Origin of the sequence: Nocardia takedensis NBRC 100417 (assembly GCF_000308695.1) — a bacterium.
Classification (GTDB): Bacteria; Actinomycetota; Actinomycetes; order Mycobacteriales; family Mycobacteriaceae; genus Nocardia; species Nocardia takedensis.
In genome coordinates, this window is record NZ_BAGG01000263.1 from 44,692 (window position 1) to 63,811 (window position 19,120).

Annotated in this window: 19 protein-coding genes; 7 read left to right on the forward strand and 12 right to left on the reverse strand. The window is 68.9% G+C overall.

The features are described from left to right. Positions 1 to 32: 32 nt before the first annotated feature. Positions 33 to 1,268 carry an RNA-binding domain-containing protein gene (locus ON30_RS33595; RefSeq protein WP_040714305.1) on the reverse strand — a complete coding sequence of 412 codons (1,236 nt, stop codon included), beginning with the start codon at positions 1,266 to 1,268 and terminating at the stop codon, positions 33 to 35. Positions 1,269 to 1,594: 326 nt separating this feature from the next. Between ON30_RS33595 and ON30_RS36800 the strand changes: the two genes are divergently transcribed. Next, positions 1,595 to 2,134 (forward strand): GNAT family N-acetyltransferase, encoded by a 540-nt coding sequence (locus tag ON30_RS36800; protein WP_051030364.1) that lies wholly within the window; start codon positions 1,595 to 1,597, stop codon positions 2,132 to 2,134. Positions 2,135 to 2,195: 61 nt separating this feature from the next. Here the strand turns inward: ON30_RS36800 and ON30_RS33605 are convergent, their stop codons facing one another. Further along, positions 2,196 to 2,555 (reverse strand): Rv2640c family ArsR-like transcriptional regulator, encoded by a 360-nt coding sequence (locus ON30_RS33605; protein ID WP_040714307.1) that lies wholly within the window; start codon positions 2,553 to 2,555, stop codon positions 2,196 to 2,198. 98 nt (positions 2,556 to 2,653) lie between these two features. Here ON30_RS33605 and ON30_RS33610 point away from each other — a divergent pair, with 98 nt between their 5' ends. Beyond that, positions 2,654 to 3,184: an ArsI/CadI family heavy metal resistance metalloenzyme gene (locus tag ON30_RS33610; RefSeq protein WP_040714309.1), complete on the forward strand. Its 531-nt coding sequence runs from the start codon at positions 2,654 to 2,656 to the stop codon at positions 3,182 to 3,184. 392 nt (positions 3,185 to 3,576) lie between these two features. Here ON30_RS33610 and ON30_RS33615 read toward each other — a convergent pair whose 3' ends face one another. From ON30_RS33615 to ON30_RS33625, 3 genes are read right to left on the reverse strand one after another with little or no spacing between them, the layout of a single operon-like run. Then, positions 3,577 to 4,473, reverse strand: a complete 897-nt coding sequence (locus ON30_RS33615; protein ID WP_040714310.1) for an alpha/beta fold hydrolase — start codon at positions 4,471 to 4,473, stop codon at positions 3,577 to 3,579. Then, a complete protein-coding gene (locus ON30_RS33620) occupies positions 4,470 to 5,123 on the reverse strand; it encodes a methyltransferase family protein (RefSeq protein WP_040714311.1) in 654 nt (217 codons plus the stop codon). Before ON30_RS33620 ends, ON30_RS33615 begins: the two co-directional genes overlap by 4 nt. Positions 5,124 to 5,155: 32 nt before the next feature. Further along, positions 5,156 to 6,073 (reverse strand): cation diffusion facilitator family transporter, encoded by a 918-nt coding sequence (locus ON30_RS33625; protein ID WP_239476931.1) that lies wholly within the window; start codon positions 6,071 to 6,073, stop codon positions 5,156 to 5,158. A gap of 334 nt (positions 6,074 to 6,407) precedes the next feature. Between ON30_RS33625 and ON30_RS33630 the strand changes: the two genes are divergently transcribed. The 3 genes from ON30_RS33630 to ON30_RS33640 are packed head-to-tail and all read left to right on the forward strand — an operon-like array spanning position 6,408 to position 9,045. Beyond that, positions 6,408 to 7,469, forward strand: a complete 1,062-nt coding sequence (locus tag ON30_RS33630) for a multicopper oxidase domain-containing protein (protein WP_040714312.1) — start codon at positions 6,408 to 6,410, stop codon at positions 7,467 to 7,469. Beyond that, complete coding sequence (locus ON30_RS33635) at positions 7,466 to 8,650, forward strand: ZIP family metal transporter (protein WP_051030365.1); 1,185 nt, start codon at positions 7,466 to 7,468, stop codon at positions 8,648 to 8,650. The genes ON30_RS33630 and ON30_RS33635 overlap by 4 nt, the downstream gene beginning before the upstream one ends. Then, complete coding sequence (locus ON30_RS33640; RefSeq protein WP_040714313.1) at positions 8,647 to 9,045, forward strand: QcrA and Rieske domain-containing protein; 399 nt, start codon at positions 8,647 to 8,649, stop codon at positions 9,043 to 9,045. Before ON30_RS33635 ends, ON30_RS33640 begins: the two co-directional genes overlap by 4 nt. 107 nt (positions 9,046 to 9,152) lie before the next feature. Here ON30_RS33640 and ON30_RS33645 read toward each other — a convergent pair whose 3' ends face one another. The 5 genes from ON30_RS33645 to ON30_RS33665 form a co-directional block, all read right to left on the reverse strand. Then, positions 9,153 to 10,439: an alpha/beta hydrolase gene (locus ON30_RS33645; protein WP_040714314.1), complete on the reverse strand. Its 1,287-nt coding sequence runs from the start codon at positions 10,437 to 10,439 to the stop codon at positions 9,153 to 9,155. A gap of 122 nt (positions 10,440 to 10,561) precedes the next feature. After that, entirely contained in the window at positions 10,562 to 12,817 is a 2,256-nt protein-coding gene (locus ON30_RS33650) for a SulP family inorganic anion transporter (protein WP_082393593.1), read from the reverse strand. Positions 12,818 to 13,056: 239 nt separating this feature from the next. Next, positions 13,057 to 13,971 (reverse strand): cation diffusion facilitator family transporter, encoded by a 915-nt coding sequence (locus ON30_RS33655; protein WP_040714315.1) that lies wholly within the window; start codon positions 13,969 to 13,971, stop codon positions 13,057 to 13,059. An 81-nt stretch (positions 13,972 to 14,052) separates the two neighbouring features. Further along, on the reverse strand, positions 14,053 to 15,054 hold the full coding sequence (locus ON30_RS33660; protein WP_040714316.1) for a cytochrome c oxidase assembly protein: 1,002 nt from the start codon (positions 15,052 to 15,054) through the stop codon (positions 14,053 to 14,055). Between the two features lie 4 nt (positions 15,055 to 15,058). Continuing rightward, entirely contained in the window at positions 15,059 to 15,625 is a 567-nt protein-coding gene (locus ON30_RS33665) for a copper resistance CopC family protein (protein ID WP_040714317.1), read from the reverse strand. A 203-nt stretch (positions 15,626 to 15,828) separates the two neighbouring features. On the opposite strand from ON30_RS33665, the gene ON30_RS33670 reads away from it, so the two are divergent. Next, complete coding sequence (locus ON30_RS33670) at positions 15,829 to 16,194, forward strand: BlaI/MecI/CopY family transcriptional regulator (RefSeq protein ID WP_040714318.1); 366 nt, start codon at positions 15,829 to 15,831, stop codon at positions 16,192 to 16,194. Further along, the gene (locus ON30_RS33675) at positions 16,191 to 17,132 is read left to right on the forward strand and encodes a M56 family metallopeptidase (RefSeq protein WP_040714319.1); all 942 of its coding nucleotides are present in this window, start codon (positions 16,191 to 16,193) and stop codon (positions 17,130 to 17,132) included. Before ON30_RS33670 ends, ON30_RS33675 begins: the two co-directional genes overlap by 4 nt. A gap of 95 nt (positions 17,133 to 17,227) precedes the next feature. Here the strand turns inward: ON30_RS33675 and ON30_RS33680 are convergent, their stop codons facing one another. Both ON30_RS33680 and ON30_RS33685 read right to left on the reverse strand, forming a co-directional pair. Further along, positions 17,228 to 17,956 (reverse strand): DUF305 domain-containing protein, encoded by a 729-nt coding sequence (locus tag ON30_RS33680; RefSeq protein ID WP_040714320.1) that lies wholly within the window; start codon positions 17,954 to 17,956, stop codon positions 17,228 to 17,230. Between the two features lie 10 nt (positions 17,957 to 17,966). Continuing rightward, the gene (locus ON30_RS33685) at positions 17,967 to 18,566 is read right to left on the reverse strand and encodes a thioredoxin-like domain-containing protein (protein WP_306307403.1); all 600 of its coding nucleotides are present in this window, start codon (positions 18,564 to 18,566) and stop codon (positions 17,967 to 17,969) included. Positions 18,567 to 19,120 lie beyond the last annotated feature (554 nt).

Consider the following 19,120-nt stretch of genomic DNA (forward strand, 5'->3'; position numbering starts at 1 on the left):
GAACAGGCGCGGGGGAACCCGTCACGGTGAGTTCACACGCCTATCGCCTTCAGCAGGCTCACCCCACCCTGGTTGACGCAGTCCTGGGCGAAATCGCGTAGCTGCTCGCCGAACCGCTGATCGTCGGCGCCAGCGTCGATCGTGGCGTCGACGGGCACGTACCGCGTGAGCGGGTGGGAGTTGCCCGCGAAGTCGAAGCCGTGCTGGTCGGTGGTCTGGACCAGCAACGGCTCTGTCCCGGACCATTCGATCCCGACGCGCACCTCGTACTCCGTCGTTCCGCGGTGTCGGTGCGCGACCCTGATCAAGGCGAACAGATCCGCGATCATGCATTCGAGATTGTAGGAATAGACCACCGAGCCCGGCCGTGTCTCGCCGTTGGGATAGCCGCGGTGACCGCCCACAGCGGCCGCGACCGATATCGATCCGTCGTGATGGATGCTGGCCTGGGCTTCTCCCCAGCGGGCTCGATCGGTCGTGGTGGGTGCGATCCAACGGCGCAGTCCTGGACGGGGATTGTGGCGATCGATCGTCTCGAAGATGTGGGTGCCTTGATTTCGGCCCGCGTAGACCAGGGACTGGTCCGCCGCCTTGTCGAACAGGTCGCGTGCGTATTGGCGGTCGATTCGTTCGGAGGTCTGGGCGGGGATGCGTGGATGCGCCACGGCGATCAACCATGCGCGCTCGGTCGTGTCCCGTGCTTGGGCCAGTTCGTCATAGAGGGTGGTCAGCCTCTCGGCGATGTGGCGGCGCTCATCGAAGCGAGCCCGATACATCGCCTCGATCTGGCGTTCCTTCATCCACTCGGTATCGGCGTCGTTGCGGACCGGAGCCCCGAAGCACTCACCCCGATAGATCAGATGAGGCCCGTCGATGCTGGCCGGAACGACGACCACTGCGGCCCGCATGCTCGGGTCGCCCAGCGGGTAGACCTTCACCCCGAACACCGGTGGATGGATCGAGGCCACCGGAACGCGCACCAGGGTGCGCTGGTAGTTCTCATCGACTTCACCCACATCGACTCGGCCCGATGCCAGCTTGTTCGTCTCCGCCACACCGAACACGATCGTCCCGCCGCCGCTGTTGGCCATCGCCGCGACGTCCTTCGGATAGTCCGAGGTCGCGAGTTCCTTGGCGGCGGGCAGTTTCCGCTTGAAGTCCAGATCATCGGTCTCGGCGAGCTGCGCAGCGACAGCGTCATTGATCAGCCGGTCGACGAGCGGTCCGGCCGACAGTCCCAACGCCCGGTGCAGGGCCGTGAATTCCATACCAGGATGTTGCCACCCAAGCAAGTCGATGTGGCGATATTCGAGCAGCGCAGACCTGTGGATCGGCCCTCCTGCCCTGGCGACCAGTAGACCTCAGATCAGCGTGGAGCGAATCTCCACACGCTCAGGCGCAGTGCCACCCAAGCGAAACCAGTGGTCGTCAGGGTAATCGCCTCGCGGCGATCCCGTGGTAGCCGTCTGCTTCTGCGGTCTGCCATCCGAAGCCGCGACCACTCGTCACGGGGATAGGCTGACCTCGTGATCTCCGATAGCCACGCATCTGCCAGCGTGCCCGATCTCGGCAACTCCGATTTCGCTGCGATCCGATGAAACGAACGGTCCGCCTCACCACGGCCACGATCGCCGACCTGGAAGCCGTCGAGTCCTGGCTACGCGACGGCCGAGTCCGCCGGTGGCTCGGTGGCATCCAAATCATGAGAACCAGCTACATGCAAGACGTCCGAAGAGACCCCAACGGTCCCGGATACGTAGCGAGAATGCACAAACTGGCAGTGCGCGAACTCGGCCGTGACGGCGAGCCGCCCGTCGGCTGCGTCGTTGCGACCGTCTACGGCGTCGGTGACACCACCAACAGCTGGACAGTACGTGGCCCCTACTACGCGACATTGCTCTACGCTGTCGACCCCCACCGCCACGACGGCGGGATCGGCACCGCGATGCTACAGGCCGCGATCGATCATCCCGAGCTCATCGACGTCGCCGAGTTCCGCTGCGGAATCGCGGTCCGCAACCTCGCGAGCAGGCGAATCGCCCGAAGGGTCGGCTTCGTGAAGCAACCAGAACCTCGGCCAGAACGGAGAAGGCGCCGCCGTATGCTCACCTACGTGCATCACCGCCCGATCTGAAACGACAACCAGCACACGTACATCCGCAGCTTCAGAAGCTGTCGATCGTCGTTCGATCGAATCAGGTGCAGCAGTTCGGATCGAGGACTGCACACAGTGCAGACAAGGCGTCACGGCGTGCGCGATGGAAGGTGTTCATCCCGCGGCGCTCCGTCTCGATGATCCCAGCTTTTCGCAGTTGCCCTAGATGATGGGAGACCGTGGACTCCGACAGGCTCACCTTCTCGGCCAGGTCGCCCCCGTTCTCCTCGCCCGCCGGGCTGGCCAGCAGCAGAGACAGCAGCTTGACCCGTACCGGATCGGCGAGTGCCTTCAGCCGTAACGCGACCTCGAGCGCGGCGGCGTCGCCGACCGGGCCTGCGGCTACCGGCGCACAGCAGACCGGGGCGGACATGTCGATCACGGGTAGCGCCTTGGGCATACGGATCACTCTACCCACCCTGTTGACTTATGTCGAAAAGGTGGCAGACTCGACACCGCAAGGCTTTCGACATATGTCTCACAAGTGGAGGTTCGGTCATGTCCCGCATCCAGCTCGCCCTCAACGTCGACGATCTCGACCAAGCGGTCACTTTCTATACGACCCTGTTCGGTGTCGAACCCGCCAAGCGCAAGCCCGGCTACGCCAACTTCGCCGTGACCGAACCCCCGCTGAAACTGGTGCTGATCGAGAACCCCGGCCTCGGCGGCAGCCTCAACCACCTCGGCGTCGAAGTCGAGACCTCTGAGCAGGTGCACGGCGAGATCGCCCGGCTGTCGGAAGGCGGGTTGTTCACCGAGGAGCAGATCGCGACCACCTGTTGTTTCGCCACCCAGGACAAGGTGTGGGTCACCGCGCCGGACACCGAACGGTGGGAGGTCTACACCGTCCTCGCCGACTCCGAAACCTTCGGCACCGCACCCACCCTGGCCGCCAGCGAACCGGTCGGCGATAAGCGTGCCGGTGGGGTGTGCTGCGGCACCGCCGAACAGGCCGCGGCCGAGGGCGCGTGCTGCGGCAGCGACGCCAAGCAGAAGGCGCTGGCCTCGGGCGCCACCTGCTGCAACTGAACATCGAACACCGCGCGGCCCCCCGGATGCGCTGTCAGCACCGGTCCCGGTACCGAGGTTTGCCACTTCACGACAGCGAGGGGCCCTCTGCTCTGCGTCTATTCGACGGGTATGACACGAGTACACCCGCCTCCCCTGCGGACCGGCTTCGACGAACCCGAACAACCTGCGACCGGTCGCCACCGAGATCCCATATCTTCATGGCATCGGCCCCCTGGGCAGGGACCGCCCTGTCGGCCGCAACCGACAGCTACGCCAACACCGACCTCGTCCTGACCGGACTCGCCATCGCCGCCGCCATCGTCATCATCGCGTTCGCCTCCGCACCACGACCCATCGCCGACATTGCCCGAGATCGACCTTCGGTCCCGATTTCGGCTCACGGTGGTGCGTCACACATGATGCCGATGATCGCTTGTGCAGGTCGGAAACCGCAGCACCTGGCGCTGACTCAGTATTTCGGTTGGTCGTTGGCGGTGAAGGAATTCGGTGACGACGGCGATGTAGTCGTCGGGGCGGGCGAGCAGCAGTGAGTGTCCGCCGTCGGGGAAAACGTGGTATTCGGCGTCGGGGTGCAGGTCCCGTAGTCGTTGGGTGTGGGCGGGGGTGATGAGGGGGTCGTCGTCGGCGCGGACGATCAGGACCGGTCCGTGCCAGGCTGTTCCAGCGTGCCATCGGTCCATCTTCTCCGCCGCGTCGAGCAGGCGCTGGTAGGAGTTGATCGCACCGTCGTGTCCGCCGATGCGGGTGGCGGTGTCGACGCGTTCGATCCAGAAGTCGGCGTCGGCGGCGTCTTTCCAGGTGTTGCGCAGTGATGCGGCGATCGCGGTGAGGGTGTTCTCCCAGGGGGTGTCGCGGGTGCGTTCGAGCGAGGCGCGCAGGCGGTCGAGGTCCTCGGGGCCGTAGAGGCCGGTGCTGGTGAGGGCCAGGGACCACACCCTGGTGGGTGCGCGTTGGGACAGGATTTCGGCGAGCATGCCTCCAGCGGATTGTCCGACGACGTGAGTGGTGTCGATGTGCTCGGCGTCGAGGATGGCGATCAGGCCGTCGGCGAGTTCGTCGAGGGTGGTGGGACCGGGCGGGTAGTCGACGGCCAGGACGCGATAGCCGGGGTGCAGGGCGGGGGTGAGGTCGAGCCAGCCGCTGGCGATCCCCGCACCTCCGGGCAGCAGCAGTACCGGTGTGCCGTCACCGCCGAGGTAGTAGGTCCACTCGTGGCCCGCTACCGGCAGGGTCTTCTTCTCGTGGTCGCGGTCGAACACCGCGGCACGGCCGAGAACGGATGTCATGACGACTTGCCTTTCGGGTGGACAGAATTCGGGTCGATGCCGGTTGCTCTGGCACGGCCGATGCCGGGCAGGAAACGACCGATGGTGCGGGTGTAGTCGCGGTAGTCTTCGCCGTGGCTGCCGGTGAGGTAGGGTTCCTCGACCACGCGGACCTGGAGTTCGATCGTTGCCAGCAGCAGCAAGAACGCGGCGATCGCGACCGGATTCGCAATCATGAGGGTGACACCGGCGCCGAAGACCAGCATGGCGGTGAAGATCGGGTTGCGCACCATCGCGAAGACGCCGTCACGCACCAGGGTGGTGGATTCGCCCGCGTCGACGCCGATGCGCCACGACTCGCCCATGTCGTTCTGCGCGTAGAGGGTCGCCCCGATCCCGGTGACCGCTACCACGACACCGAACCACTGGATCCAGCCGGTGTCGAGCACCTCGACGGGTGAGACGGTCCCGACCAGTTGCACGACCGGGGCGGCCACACCGACGATGATCGCGACGACGAATCCGGCTCCGGCGCACCATTCCAGCGAGCCGGGACGTCCGCTGATGCCGCGGAATCCGCTGGACCCGGTCCGCCGGCGCTGTTGCCAACTGCGCCACCCGAAGCCCAGTGCGCCGAAGACGAGGTAGAGGAGCAGAGCGAGGGTTGCCATGCCAGGGATTCCTTTCTGAGCTGGATTTCGGGCTATCGACGGCTGAGGGCGGGACTGTGATGGGCGGGGCCGTGGGAGTGTTCGCAATGTGCGTTCTGCTCGACTGCGCCGATGTACAGGAGTTCGGGTGGGGCGTGGTCGATCTGGAGGGTGACGTGGTGCAAGTGGTAGTGCTGGTCGAGCACGTCGGCGACCGCGGCGCGGGTCGTGTGGCAGTCGGCGCCCGGTTCGACTAGCACATGTGCCGACAAGGCGGGCTGTCCGGAGGTGATCTCCCAGATGTGCAGGTCGTGTACCTCGACCACGGTGTCGATCGCGGCCATCGCCGCTCCGATCTCGGTCGGGTCGAGGTCCGGCGGTGCGGCTTCGAGGAACACGCGCCCGGAGGCGAAGACCAGGCCGAACCCGGCTTTGATCATGAGCGCGACCACGATCAGGCTGGCGATGGTGTCGGCGCGGGCGTATCCGGTGGTCATGACGATCAGGCTGGCCAGGGCCGTGGCGATGAAGGCGTAGAGGTCGTTGAGGATGTGCTGGAACGCGCCCTCGACGTTGAGGCTGGTGCGGTTGGCGCGGCTGATCATCCAGGTCGCGGCGATATTGACCACAACACCGACCAGCGCGGTGACGAACACCAGCGTCCCGTGGACCTCCGGCGGCTCGAACAGTCGCCGGATCGCCTCGTAGCCCAGCCAACCAGCCAACCCGAGCAGGGTCAGGCCGTTGGCTTGGGCGGACAGGATCTCCGCCCGCCGCCACCCATAGGTCATCGCACCGGCCGCGGGGCGCGCGGCTAGCCGGATCGCCGACAGCGCCAACATGATCGAGGCCGCGTCGGTGAGCATGTGCGCGGCATCCGACAGCAACGCCAGCGATCCGGCGATCACGCCAACGACCACCTCGCCGAGTAGAAACGCCACCAGCACCGCCAATGCGCCCGACAGCCACACCGCTTGTCACTGTCGACACTCGCGCCTGGGCATGTCCGTGAGATCCGTTGCCCCCGTGCCCTGCACCCATCTCCAGTCCTCCTCCTGAATCGACGGTTCCGCCAAATCATATGCATACATTACTATATATGCAATGGACAGGCGGGTTACTCGCAGCCCGACGACGAGCGGGGCGAAGCCGGCTGGACCCGGCGCCCTGACTCGGGTCCAGCCGCGCCACGTCCGGAGCGGATCTTCGTGCAAGAAGCGACACGGGCCGCACTTTGGGCAATTGAAAGAATTTGTTCGGGATGCCAAACTATGCTGATAGTTCAACCTGAATCACGAGGCTGGGATGACTTCTTCGATGGGGCGCCGGTACATGCTCGGCGGTGCGGTAGCGGCATCGACCGGTCTGGCCCTGGCCGCGCTACCGGTCGGCGAGTCCGGTCCCGCCACGGCGCAGACACCGGGCTCCCCCGGATCGCATACCGACAACCGCTCGGGCGGGCACGGTGGTGTCAGCGGTCCGACCTTCCGCAAGGGATCGACGGTCGACCACCGTCGCAACGGGTTCAACCCGACCGATGTCCTGCGCGACTTCGACTACGGCCGGACCACGACCCGACCCGACGGCCGGACGCTGCGCGAGTGGGACGTCTTCGCCAGTGACGAGGACATCGAGATCGCGCCGGGTGTCCGATTCCCGGCGTGGACACTGAATTCGCGAATTCCCGGCCCCACCCTGCGTTGCCGGGAGGGTGATCTGCTGCGGGTGAATTTCACCAACGGGTCGAAGCATCCGCACACCCTGCATTTCCACGGTATCCACCCGGCCGAGATGGACGGTGTCCCCGACGTCGGTCGCGGTGTCATCGCGCCGGGTGAGAGTTTCACCTACGAGTTCGACGCGACACCGTTCGGCCTGCACCTGTTCCACTGCCATGTAGGCCCTTTGGCCGAGCACATCGCGCGTGGTATGTACGGCACGTTCATCGTCGACCCGCCCCAGCCGCGCCCGGCCGCCGACGAGATGGTGATGGTCCAGCACGGCTACAACACCACCTTCGACGGTGAGGGCAACCAGCTCTACGCGGTCAACGGCATCCCGTTCCACTACATGCACGAACCCATCCGTGTCACCCAGGGCGAGCTCGTGCGGATCTACCTGGTCAACGTGCTGGAATACGACCCGATCAACAGCTTCCACGTGCACGGGAACTTCTTCGACTACTACCCGACCGGAACCCGTTTGCAGCCTGCCGAATACACCGACACGATCGTGCAAGGGCAAGGCCAGCGCGGCATCTGCGAGCTGCGGTTCCCCCACCCGGGCCAGTACATGTTCCACGCCCACAAGACCGAGTTCGCCGAACTCGGCTGGATGGGCATGTTCGAGGTGGTGGCGCGGTCATGACCGACGCCACCTCCACCCCCGGCAAACCCTGGCTGCTCGGAGGGGCGGTCCTCGCGATCGTCGCTGCCGCGCTGACCGGGCTCGCCCTGCTGGGCGGGCGGTCGCTGCCCGAACGCTCCGGCCCGCCCGTGGAGCAGATCGCGGTCGAACACACCGTGCTCGAGGCGGGCACGATCGAATTGCGGGTGCGCAACACCGGACCCGACCAGGTCACGATCGCCCAGATCTTCGTCAACGACGCCTACGTCGACTTCACCGGGCCCACCGACCCGATCGGACGGCTCTCCTCGGCACGACTGCGGCTGGACTATCCCTGGCAGGACGGTCAGCCCTACACGGTCTCGATGCTCACCTCGACCGGGCTGGTGATCACCCACGACATCCCCGTCGCGGTCACCACCCCGCGCCCGGACGCCTCGTTCTTCGGATTGATGGCGCTGCTGGGCACCTACGTCGGCATCGTCCCGGTCGTGCTGGGCATGCTGTTCCTGCCCGTGCTGCGGGCCGCGGGCGGGCGCGTCGTGCGGGTGCTGCTCGCCGCGACGGTCGGTCTGCTGGGCTTCCTCGCTTGGGAAGGCATCCGTGAAGGATTCGAACTCGCCGAGCGCGGCGGCGGCGCGTTCGGCGGCACCGGCGTGGTCGTGCTCGGCGCGGGCCTGGCCTTCCTCGGCCTCACCGCGATCAACCAATGGCTGCACCACCGCCGACCCGATACCGACGGTGCCGCTGGTTCCGGGCTGAGGCTGGCGGTGATGATCGCGGTCGGGATCGGACTGCACAATCTCGGCGAAGGCTTGGCCATCGGATCCGCCTACGCCATCGGCGAACTCGCACTCGGCGCCTTCCTGGTCATCGGGTTCACCGTCCAGAACACCACCGAGGGCCTGGCCGTCGTCGCCCCGCTCACCCACCGCCGCCCCTCTGTCCCGGTCCTGCTCGGCCTCGGACTGATCGCCGGAGCCCCCGCCATCGCGGGCGCGGTCCTCGGCGCCACGGTCAACAACGCCGAACTCTCCGCGCTGCTCCTCGGCATCGGGGTCGGGGCCATCATCCAGGTCATCGTCCAGATCGCCCCCAGCCTGCGCGAACACCACCACGGCAGACCCAGCGCGCTCACCCTCGCCGGGATCGCCGCGGGGATCCTGGTCATGTACGCCACCGGACTGCTGGTCACCGGATGACCGAACACTCCCTGTGCGCGGGGTGCACCCGCCGCGCGATGCTGCTCACCGCCGGGGCGGTCGCGGCCGTCGCGGTCACCGGGTGCGCCGACAGCAACGCCGATCCCGAACCGCTGCGCATACCGGTGGCCGAGATCCCCGTCGGTGGCGGGCGCGTCTACCCGCAGCAGAAAGTGGTCGTGACCCGACCCGCTCCCGGTGAGATCCACGTCTTCTCCGCGACCTGCCCGCACCAGGGCTGCCTCGTGAGCAAGGTCGACGCCGTGGCCATCGAGTGCGCCTGCCACGGAAGCAGATTCAGCCCCACCGACGGATCGGTACTGCGCGGACCCGCCCGCGAGCCCCTGAGCGTCCGTACCGCCGCGGTCGAGGCCGGCGAGATCGTCGTGCGCTGACCTCGCCGAGTCGGGCCGAGTGCGGACCTGTTCCGGAATAGGTGTGTTCATCGCGTCGGTGAGGACAGATCGACGCTGGGCGGATCAGTGTTCGGCGGGGCCGTGGTTCAGGAGGTCAGGCCGGTTCGTCGGGCGAGCCAGGGTAGTTCGAGTCGCAGGGTGTTCGACCAGACGCGCCAGTCGTGTCCGCCGGGTGGTTGTCGGTAGCGGATCTGTGCGCCCGCGGCGGTGAGGGCCGTGGCGATGGTGCGTGATTCGGGGATCGTGTCGGTGTCCTGGTCGCCGACGGCGACGACACCGGCGGTGCGGGGGTAGGGGCGTGTGCGCAGCAGCGCGAGTGGGTCGGCGCGGGCGAAGGCCGCGGTGTCGCCGTCGAAGCCTTCTTCCAGGGTGCGGGTGGGGCTGCCGAGGCTGGGGCGGGATTCGCCGGACATGCTCAGGAAGGTCGGGTAGGTCTCGGGTGCGGTCAGCGCGAGCTGGATCGCGCAGGTCGCGCCGTAGGAGGCTCCCGCGACCGCCCACGCGGCGGGATCCGGGTCGACGGCGAGATTGGCACGGATCCAGTCGGGGACATCGACACCGAGGTAGGTGGCCGCGCGGGCTCGCCGCGTGTCGGCGCACAGGGGGTTGTTCCACAGTCCGCCCGTGCCGTCGGCGACGACCACGATCGGGGCCAAGCCGCGATGGCGGGCGGCGAAGGTGTCCATCGTCGACACCAGGCTCCCGGACACGAGCCAGTCCTGCGGGGAGCCGGGCTGGCCGGGCAGCAGCACCAGGACCGGCAGCAGCGGGCGCGGGTCGGTGAAATATGCGGGAGGTAGATAGATTTCGGCGGTTCTGGCACGAAATCCCGAGCGGGTGCCGGGTATTCGCGCGTGGGTGATCCGTCCGGCGGCGGGCAGGTCCGGCGGCGGCTGCCATCGAGTCTCGACCGGGCCCTCGGTGCGGGGCAGCGACGCCGCGGAGGTGATCCGGTCGAAGGCGATCTCGCTGGGGTGGGGTGATCGGATCGCCGCGCGCAGAGTCGGATACGCCTGGAACTCGGTGTTGATCTGGTTCGCGCTCGCCGCGACCACGATCGTCGCGGCGAGCACGGTCAGCGTCCGGCCCCGTGGTCGCACGGGGATGCGGGTCGTGGCGAGAACGATCGCGAACACCGCGAACCCGGACCAGAAGTAGGTCTCGGGTTCGAGGTCCTCGGCGGGGAACAGCTCCCACACATCGGTGACGAGCCGACCCGCCACCGCCGTGGAGGCGGCCGCGATCACGAGGCAGCCTGTGACCGATACCCGGCGCGCGGGTACCGGTCGGACCAGCAACCACGCCAGGGCCGCCATCGCAACGACCGACAGGAGCGTCGGGACGGGCCCGGCCAGCAACGGCAGGTCCAACACCGCACCGTCTCCGCGTCACACCGGCAGGGGCATCGTCCGCGCCGAGACCGCCTCGGACGGGGCAGCGCGCACCCGCGTCGGGGGTGGTACGGGCCACGCCCGGCGTCGATGCATGCATCCGTTCACAGCGTGGCCGGTTGCGTGAGCGCGGGCGTGAACTCGGCGATGTCGGTGTCGCTGATGTGCAGCACGCGCGCGGAAGCGATGTCGAAGAACAGCCCGACCACTTCCAGCGCGCCGGTGCCGACCGCGGGCGCGACGGTGGGATGGCCGGTGCGCAGGGCGTGGACCCCGACGGCGACGTTGACCATGCCGAGCTGGTCGATCTCGTCGAATCCGGCCGCGGCGGCGGCGCGACCGACGGAGTGCCCGCCCAGGAACGCCTCGCGGGTGGTGGCGGCGTGGGTCAGCCACGTGGAGACGGGATCGGTTCGGGGGTGGTGTCCGGCGCCGGTGTCGGCCAGTGCCTTCATCGCGCCGCATCCGGAGTGACCGCACACGATGACGGTGTTGACTCCCAGTTCGGTGACGGCGAAGGTGAGCGCGGCTTCCAGGGAGGTGTCGAGTTCGTCGGGGGCGACGAGGTTTCCGACGTTACGAACGGTGAACAGGTCTCCGGGGCCGCTGCCGGTGATGACGTTCGGCACGATCCGCGAATCGGCGCAGGTCAGCAGCAGCGAGTGCGGCTGCTGACCTTCGCGCAGATCGTGGAGGTGTTCACGCAGCAGGGGGGCGTGGTGGCGGTGGTAGTGGTCGACACCGTCGATCACCGGCGCCAGCGCGCCGCCGCGGTCCGGGTCGTGGCGCTGGCGCGCTTTCCAGGGTGCGAGCCCGCGGATCAGCGACGCGGCCGGGTGCCGTTGCGGGCTGCGCTGCGCCGCCGCGGCGAGCGCGGCCGAGCCGATCTCGTCGATGAGGACGATGCCGCCCGCGCCGCGATGGCGGCGCACCCATTCCCCGATCGCCTCGGCGACGGCGTGGTCGAGGAAGTCGGCGGTGATCTCGACGGTGACGTGGCTGTCGGCGGGCACGGCGGCCAGCACTCGGGTAAGGCGCGGCAGGGACAGGAAACTGCACGTGCCCTCGATGGTCACCCGCCATCGGCGCGTGGGCAGTGTGCCCACCGGTTCGGCGTGCACCGACGCGCGCACCGAACGCCACAACACCAGGACCACCGCGAGCAGCAACCCGAGCAGCACACCTTCGAGCAGGTTCAGCAACATGACCCCGGCGATGGTGGTGAGGTAGACCGGCAGGTCTCCGGTGCGCCGTGCCAGGCGGATGTGGGCGATCTTGATCAGCTGGATCCCGATGACGATCAGCAGCCCGGCCAGCGCGGATTTGGGGATCTGCTGCACGAGCCCGGCCAGCGCGAGGGAGAACACGAGGATCCACACCCCGTGCAGGATGGTGGAGGCGCGGGTCCGGGCGCCCGCGGTGACGTTGGTCGCCGAGCGCACGATCACCCCGGTGACCGGCAGTCCGCCCAGCATTCCCGAGACCATGTTGGCCGCGCCCTGGCCGATCATCTCCCGGTTCAGATCCGAGCGCGGCCCGGTGTGCATCTTGTCCACCGCCACCGCCGAGAGCAGGCTCTCCACGCTCGCGATGAGCGCCATCGTCAGCACACCGCCCAGGAACGCGCCCCACGCGCCGTCGGGCAGCGCGGGCACGGCGATCGCGTCGAGGATGGAACCGTCCATCACGACCCGTTCCACACCGAGGGGAAAGACCAGCGACACGACGGTGGCGCCGAGTACACCGACGAGCGCGGCGGGCACCCGCGACAGCGGCGCGGGCACGTATTTCCAGCCGAACAGCACCGCGACCACCGTCAGCCCCACCAGCAGGTCACCGCCGTGCAGCGACCCGAGTTGCTCGGGGAGCCGGGTGATGTTCTGCCACACCGAACTGCGCGAGGATCCACCGAGCAGGACGTGGACCTGTTGCAGCGCGATGATCGCGCCGATTCCGGCGAGCATGGCGTGTACCACGACCGGTGAGATCGCCAGTGCCGCCCTGGCCACCCGGCTCAGGCCGAGCAGGATCTGCACCAGCCCGGCGGCCACGGTGATCGCGCAGGTCACCTTCCAGCCGAAACGCCCCACCAACTCGGCCACCACGACGGTGAGCCCCGCGGCGGGGCCGCTGGCCAGCAGCGGTGAGCCGCCGAGTAGCCCGGCCACGATGCCGCCGGCGGCCGCGGCGATGAGCCCGGCCATGACGGGGGCGTCCGAGGCGATCGCGATGCCCAGCGACAGCGGCAACGCGACGAGGAACACCACGATCGAGGCGGGCAGATCGTGGCGCGCGACCGCGCGGAGGCGGTCGAGGGTGTGAGCGGGCATGCCGGCGGAGGGGTCTGTGGACATGGGCATCCTTGTCGAGTTCGAGACCCGTGCCCCGGCAGGCACGAAAAGGGAAGGGACCGATGTGGACTCGAGCGTCGCGGTGACCGCTCGGCACGGCGCGACTCTACGGACCTATCGTCGGCAACGACAGTGACCGCAGTCACAGATCACGGCATTTATCAGCGGATTCTCAGAGAAATACTATGTCACATAGTATTTCGGTGCGGCGTGGATCGGCGCGGTGATGCCGTGTCGAGACATCGGATTCACCACGAGATCTCCTCGCAGTGCTTGCGGGCGGCCTCGGGTTCGATCTGGATGGTGGCGTGCGCGAGCCCGAACTGGTGGGACAGCAGTTGCTGCGCTTGCCCCAACACCGCGGCGGGGTCGGCGTCGGAGGCGGCCGTGAGGTGGACCGAGGCGACTTCCATGCCGCTGGTGACCGTCCAGACGTGCAGGTCGTGGGCGTCGCGGACGCCGGGCAGCGCGGTCAGCGCCAGGGTGATCGCGTCGATGTCGAGGGCCTCGGGGGCGTGCTGGAGCAGGATCCTGACCGCTTGGCGTCCCAGGTTGAACGCGCGCGGCAGCACGAACAGCGCGATCGCCACGCCGATGGCCGGGTCGGCGTAGCGCCAGCCGAACACCAGGGTGACGATGCCGCTGGCCAGCACGCCGATGGAGCCGAGCATGTCGGACATGACCTCAAGGTAGGCGCCGCGCACGTTGAGGCTCTCCTTGGCTCCCGAGCGCAGCAACAGGAAGGCCGCCACGTTCATCGCCAGGCCGACCAGCGCGACGATGGTCACCGGCAGTCCGGGGACCTCGGGCGGGGACTGGAAGCGTTCGATCGCCTCGTAGCCGACCCATCCCGCGACCGCGAACAGCAGGACCGCGTTGAGCAGCGCGGCGAAGACCTCGACGCGGTGCAGGCCGAAGGTGCGGTCGGGCCGTGCCGTGGCGCGCTGGGCGGCCATGATCGCGGCCAGGGCCATCAGGATGCCGAACACGTCGGTGAACACGTGCGCCGAATCCGACAGCAGCGCCAGCGACGAGGTCGTCAACCCGACGGCCACCTGCGCGACGACCGTGACCAGGCCCAGGCCGGCCGCGATCCACAGTTTGCCGACGTGGCGGCTGGACGCGCTGGCCCCGGCCGGTGCGTGTGAGTGTTGATGTCCCATCGTTGTGAACCTCCCAGCTATAATATAGTCACATTCGCATATGACAAAGTATCGGGTGTGATCTTCCGTGTCGCGCGGGGGTCATCGGTCGCGGGGCGCGGCGTGCGCGGTGGCCGCGGGCGCGCCGGGCGGTGTCCGCCCGTGCAGGTGGCGCAGGTAGTCGTTGTAGGCGAGCAGTTCGGGGTCCTCGCTGGTGGTGTAGCGCTCGGCGACGGTGTTGGCGCGGTGTTCGTCGCGATGCCAGCGGATCGCGAAGATCGTGACGACGATCAGCGCCACCGGTTCGCCGTAGGACCAGGCCAGAGCGCCCGCGGCGTTCTGATCGGCCAGGGGGTCGATGCTCCAGCGCGGTGGTGGTGTCGCGAACAGGGTGATCATCGGCGAGGTCGCCATCATGAGCACGACGCCGAGGAAGACGTGCAGCGGCATTTCGACGAAGATGTCGAAGAACCGGCCGAGGTTGGTCCGGCGGATCGGCAGCGGGCCGGTGGACAGGACCGGGACGATGAACAGCAAGCCGCTGGCCAGGAAGAACACCTCGAGGCCGAGATGGCCGACCGCACTGGCACCGAGGATGTCCATGAGCGGGGTGAGATAGAGCCCGTAGTAGCCGACCAGGAATACCGGGATGGTGCAGGCCGGATGCAGCGCCGCGCGCGCGAGGCGGCTGCGCAGTCCCCCCAGTGCCAGGCTCAGCAGGATCCGGCCACCGCCGTGGTGGGCGGCCGAGCGCAGCAGCAGCACTCCGGGGCTGCCGAGGACCCACAGCGGCGGTATCAGGATCGACAGGGTCAGATGCTGGAACATCCACACGCTGAACAGCCGGTACCCGTACCCCTCGATCCCCAGGCCGGTGACCGCGACGAGGATCGCGCATCCGGTCGTGAACGACACGGTGCGCCACCACGGCCACCGCCGCCCCGCGCGCCGCACCCGGACCACACCCCACCCGTAGCAGGCCGCGAGCACGAGCCCGGTCACCGGCAGGACCGGGACCGGCTGCGGGGCCCAGCCGAGAAAGGCCGTCAGCGACGGCGCGGCCTCGGGCAGGTGGACCGCGGTGGCCAGGGCCGTGAGCGGCATCGGCTTATCGGTCGCGGGGCTTGGGTCGCCCGCCTCGCAGGACCACGGCCAGCCCCGCCGCGATCAGCACGCCCGCCAACGCCAGCACCCACAGGATCGGGAACCCGGTGTCGGTGTCGGTCTTCGTGTCCGCGGTCGCCGGGGCGGGGGGTGGGGCGGCGGCGGTGTCGAGCGCGGCGGCGCCCGCCGAGGGCGAGGGCGCGGCGAGCGCGGTGACGGTGAAACCGTAGGAGCCGGTGATCGGGTGTCCGTCGGCCGAGACCACCCGGTAGCCGACGGTGAACTGCCCGGCGGGCAGTCCCGGCCGCAGTGTGGCGCGCACCGTGGGCCCGTCGACGGTCACGCCCTGCGCGACCCACTGCTCGTCGGCCGGCCCGCCCATCACCGACACCGTGGCGAACTGCTGGGCGATGCGCTGGTTGAACGTCAGCGTCACCGCTGTCGGCGTCGTGTCCAGGACCGCGCTGGGGGCCGGGTCGGAGCCCTCCAGCTCACTGTGGGCCGAAGCGGTGGCGCCTGTGGATGCCAGCGCGGCCGCGATCAGCGCGACTGCCGTCGCTGTTCGAATCATCCGATCCTCCTCGACCGGCGGGTCCGGTCGGCGCCCGCCACCTAAATACTATGCAACATAGTATCTGGGGTTCGGTGCCGCGGGTTGCGGCCCCGACCGCGACGCGGGTGGCGGGGTCGCGTGGAGGTCGGCGACGGTGTGCGGTGCCGGTCGCGGGCGGCGTGGTGCGGCACAATCGGGACGGGGAGAACGCGAGGAGAGCGGTGAAAGGACTGGGCGCACTCGAGGCTCGGGTGATGGACCTGCTGTGGGACAGCGACGAGCCGTTGTCGGTCCACGACCTGGTGGAGGGTCTGGCCGAACCCGGCAGGCGTCCACCCGCCTACACCACGGTGCTGACGGTGGTGACCCACCTGTGGGAGAAGGAGTGGGTGCTGCGGGAGAAGGTCAGCCGCGCCTACCGTTACCGTCCCCGCCGCAGCCGTGCCGAGGCGACGACCGAGGTGCTGCGCGGAATTCTCGACACCACTCCGGACGCGCCCGCGGTGTTGTTGCATCTGGCCCGCACCGCTTCCGCCCGCGAGATCGAGGCGCTGCGTCGGGGGCTGGCCGAGAGCGGCGATCGGTGATCCTGGCGCTGGGCTTGGCGATCGCGGCGGCGGTGTCGGCGATCGCGGCGCCGTCGGTGCTGCGTGCGGTGGAGTCGGTGGCCGCGCCGGTGGCCACGATCGCGGCATGGCTGGGAGCCATCACGACGGTCCTCGTGCTGACCCTGGCCGCGGTGGCATTCGGGCTCTGGCCCGGTCACGCTCCCGGCGAGCGGCCCCTGGAGACCCTGCTGACCTGCCTGAGCACGGTGGAGCATCTGACACCGGCCTCGGCGCGAGGTTTCCTGTGGACGGCCGCGCTGGGCGCGGGGCTCGCGGTGAGCGCGCGGCTGGTGGTGGTCGGCGCCCGCGATGTCCGCGCGCGCGGCCGCTCGATCCGCCACCACACCGAGGTGGTGCGGTTGCTGGGGCGCGCCGATCCGCGGCAGGCACGGCTGATCTGGCTCGAGCATCCGGTGCCGCTGGCGTTCAGCGTCGCGGGCAGGCGCGGCTACATCGTGGCCACCGACGGACTGGCCCGGCGGCTGACACCGCTCCAGCGCAGCGCGGTACTCGCGCACGAGCACGCCCACCTGCGCGGATTCCACCACCAGATCCTCGGCGTGTGCCGGGTCCTGGCCGCCGCCTTTCCTCGGATACCGCTGTTCGCCGCCGCGCCGACGGCGGTGGCGGCCCTGGTCGAACTGGCCGCCGACCGCCGCGCGGCGCGGCTGACCGATCCCGCCTCGATGCGCACCGCGCTGGAGGCGGTAGCGGCCGGATCGAACGCCGGCGGGCTCGACATGCCGCTGGTCGACGAGTCGCTCGAGCGCCGATGCCGTCGGCTGGCCCCCGGCGCTCCCGCGGTCTCGGCACTGCCCGCGGTGCTCGCGGGCGCGGGGGCGATCGCGGCCGGGATGCTGGTGGCCTGCCTGGCGGTCGGTCTGGTCGCCCTCGCGGCCTGCCTGGGACTGCCCTGACGAAGAGCGGAGCCACCTCGGTGACGCGGGGGCTCGCGTTCCGGGCGGCACCCGCGACGACACCGCTGTCGGTGTTCCGGTGGCGGTGCTGGGTGTCAGTTCGCCGGGAGCGGGGTGGTGCCGCGCTGGTCGAGGAGTTGGCCGATGGTGTCGGACTCGGCGGTCTGGGTGGTCAGGATGGTCTCGGCGAGGCGGGCGACGGCGGCGAGTCCGGCGTTGTCGCGGGCGTAGCGGGCCATCGCCAGCCCGCCTTGGTGATGGCGCAGCAGCAGTTGCAGGTACAGCACGTCGGCGGCCGGGCCCGAGGACTGACGCAGCCTGCGCAGTTCCTCGGGGCCGGCCATGCCCGGCATCGCCGAGGCCGCGGTCGCGGTCATGTTCGCCATGTCGTGGGTCGAGGGTGAGGGCCCGGATTCCCGGGCTCGCATCCACGTCATCACCGCGCCGGGCGCGCTCGCCGGTTGCTCCCACAGCGACAGCCACCCCTGCATCGTCCCGATCTGGCTCTGCTGGGTGGTGACCACGTCGTAGGCCAGCGTTCGGATCTCCGGATCGTCGGTGCGCGCCATCGCCAGCGCCGACATCTCCACCGCCTGTCCGTGATGGGCCGACATGTCCTGGGCGAATCCGACATCGACGACCGTGTGCTCGCGCAGATCCGGGCGGGGACTGATCTGCCACCCGACACCGACACCGAGCATCACCGCCGCCGCCAGCGCCGCGAGCAACGCCGGACGCACCGGCAGCCGGGGCCTGCTCCACCGCGACACCGACGGCGGATCGGGTCGAGCGTCGTTGTCCGGGACCGGGGCATCGAGGGTCATCTGTGGTCTTTCACGGAGTCGGGGTGGTGGATGGCGCGGGTGCTGTGTCGACGGGTACCGCGTCGGGGCCTGGCGGATCAGGTTGGAACGGCGGCGGGTCGTCCGGGTCGAAGCCGCCCACGACCGAACAGCTGGCGCCCGGTTCGGGATGGGTGTTCGGGTTCTGACGCAGCGCGGCGACGAACTGGTCGATTCGGCGGTCCTCGACCCGGTCCACGCGCAGCTGGCGGCCCCACGATTGCAGACTCACCCGCGTCGGCTGCCCCGGATACGGCGACATCAGCATGTAGCCCTGCCCACGCACCTTGCCCTCGAGGACGGCGATCTCCTGCGCCGAGAGCCCGCACGGATCGTAGGTGATCCAGACCGCGCCGTGTTCGAGGGCGTGTACCGCGTTCTCCGTGCGCAACGCCACCGTGTAGACCATCCCGCCGCACGCGGCCCAGTACTGGTCGTGGGGCCCGCCCATGGGCGGGCTGCGATCGTAGGCGACCCGCTGCGGGCTGCGCACGTGCTTGCCCGGCGCGTACTCGGCGCGTTCGACCCCCTCGATTCCCACCGACGGATCCGGGGTATCGGAATCGGGGAGGTAGCGCGCCCGCTCCGCCATATCCTGATACTTGGGAACCATGTGGTAAACGAGCACGCCGACGAGCGCGAGCACGCAGACCGCTCCCAGCACGAGCGGCCAGGACGGACCGCGCCGCGGTTCGAGCGCCCGCGGTATCGGTGCCCGTCGCCGGGAAGCACGCGCCGCGCCGCGCCGCCCCGGCGACCACGCAATCCTCATCGTGACCTCACACTCTCTTCCGAGCGCGAACCCGCGCCATGACACTTCGCCGCCCGAAACCGGCCGAGTCAAATACGAGGCTACATAGTTTTTCGTTGTTCGAGAGGAGGCGGTGTGCGCTCCGCTCGATGACGCAACAGGATTCGAACTCTCGCGCAGCTATATCTACGGAGCCATTTCGTACTATGTGACATAGTTTTTACTTAGAAGACACTGAGAATCCACGCGAATGTGGTGTCGATCACGGTGCGTCGCGGCGGCGATGGCTACCTTGCCCTTCGTGCAAGGAATCCCCTCATCAGGTTTCTCGAGCACATCCGCCGCGCCGGGCGGGAATGTTGGGCCCGTCCGGCGCGGCCCCCTCGGACTCGGCG